Annotated in this window: 2 protein-coding genes and 1 pseudogene; all 3 read right to left on the bottom strand. The window is 42.0% G+C overall.

Features of this window, described 5'->3' with window-relative positions:
• Positions 1 to 1,134, bottom strand: a 1,134-nt coding sequence (locus E1176_RS01700; protein WP_155208847.1) for a GTP-binding protein, incomplete at its 3' end; no start/stop codon positions are given.
• Between the two features lie 2 nt (positions 1,135 to 1,136).
• The gene (locus E1176_RS01695; RefSeq protein WP_185152548.1) at positions 1,137 to 1,571 is read right to left on the bottom strand and encodes a MerC domain-containing protein; all 435 of its coding nucleotides are present in this window, start codon (positions 1,569 to 1,571) and stop codon (positions 1,137 to 1,139) included.
• A 111-nt stretch (positions 1,572 to 1,682) separates the two neighbouring features.
• Positions 1,683 to 1,882: pseudogene (locus E1176_RS20365) on the bottom strand (phosphopeptide-binding protein); the annotation flags it as partial.

Below are 1,882 nucleotides of genomic sequence, written 5' to 3'. Positions count from 1 at the left end.
CAAACAGGATTTTAAGGCATTGTTAATAGCTTCCTCATCGAGGTCCTGACCGATTATCACTAATTCATTCATCCTGTCACCCCATTGATCATCCCATTTTTTCATAATCTCGTGTTGATTGGCCATATAGGCATCATTCATCGCTCGCTCTCGCATAGGTAGTGCGGCCCACCATCGCCCATAAGGCTCCGCCTTGAGTGAGCCACCAGCCTGACTCCACAGCAAGGCCTGGTCTGGTCGTGAAGCTAGCCAGAAAAGCCCCTTGCTACGCACAACGTTGCCTGGCCAATTTTGATTTACATATTGCCAGAAGCGCTCAGGATGAAAAGGTCTGCGATCACGGAAGACAAAAGATGAAATGCCATATTCTTCCGTTTCAGGTGTGTGCTCATTGTTTAATTCTTTTATCCAACCGGCAGCCTGTTCTGCCTTGTCATAATCAAACATTTTGGTATTGAGAATAAGCTTTGGATCTATATTGCCATAGGAGGTTTTTACGATCTTAGCTTCAGGGTTGAGCTTGAGTAGCACACCTTCCAATGTCTTTAATTGTTCTTCAGATACAAGATCGACTTTGTTTAATAAGATAATGTTGGCAAACTCAACCTGATCGGTAAGTAGGTTAACGATGGAGCGCTGGTCTTGCGCATCATCCGTCATGTTGCGATCTACAATGGTATCTGCACTGCCGAAATCTTTAAAAAAATTAAAGGCATCAACTACCGTCACCATAGTATCGAGTCTGCTAAACCTGGTAAGGTCGTATAGCTCATCACCCGTGGCAAAAGAAAATGTCTGAGCTACGGGTATAGGTTCAGAAATACCGGTGCTTTCAATGAGCAGGTAGTCAAACTTCTTCATTTTAGCCAGGCGTTCGACTTCTACCATCAAGTCCTCTCGTAATGTACAGCAAATACAGCCGTTGCTCATTTCTACCAGCTTCTCATCAGTACGAGAAAGCTTTATCTCGTTTTGTACTACTTTGCTATCTACATTTACCTCACTCATATCATTTACAATCACGGCTACTTTAAGACCTTGCCTGTTATGTAAAATATGGTTGAGTAAAGTGGTTTTGCCCGCGCCCAGAAAACCACTGAGCACTGTAACGGGTAATTTTTTTGTTCCAAACATTTTTATTTTGATTTTGAGTGATTCAGGCAATCAGGATAATCTACCTTGGACTGCTTTATCTGTCTCCAATTGATAAGATGTGCTATTGCTACTATTGTTGCCCCGAAAGTCGTAAAAACGGCTTCGTTCCATTCTGCTAAGTGACCCGTACTAATCAGGACAAACCCCATCACCACAAGCACCAGGGCCTGTGGCTTGTGATGGTGTCTGCTGTAACCATGTATTAATGCAAAACAGGCAATTAAAAAGCTGGCTATAATGATTGCATATTCGACCCAGGGATTGTTCAAAAATTGAAGATTGGCCAAAGGAGCCAAGCTCAATAAAAAGGGAAGTGCCGCACAATGTATAGCACACAAGACAGAGGAACTAAAGCCTATAAGATCAAGGTGTAGCCCTACAAATCGAGATGTCCTGTTGTTTTTTAAATCTAACATAGTGCAAATATAGACGCTCATTAATTAAATGCAACAATGTTGCATTTAATTAAAAGTCTATAGATGACACTTCGTATTATTTAAGTTTTATTAATATGACCGATTGGTTGACTACTGCTCCAGCGTGACTTTACGTTCTACCGGATTAAATGGACTTGATACTAATTGACCATTCTCACCTAGCAACTCCAGCTTCACGGTAACCTCACCTATTGGCAAGCCTTCAATCTGATGAGGTGCCCATTCGTCAATCATGAATTCTTCGCCATTAATGGTCGCCCGTACCTTATTGCCTTCAGGTGATAAAGTAG

The organism is Fulvivirga aurantia, assembly GCF_009711475.1.
GTDB classification, from domain to species: Bacteria; Bacteroidota; Bacteroidia; order Cytophagales; family Cyclobacteriaceae; genus Fulvivirga; species Fulvivirga aurantia.
Note: the sequence above shows the minus strand (reverse complement) of the source record. Positions and strands in the feature narration are given on the sequence as shown.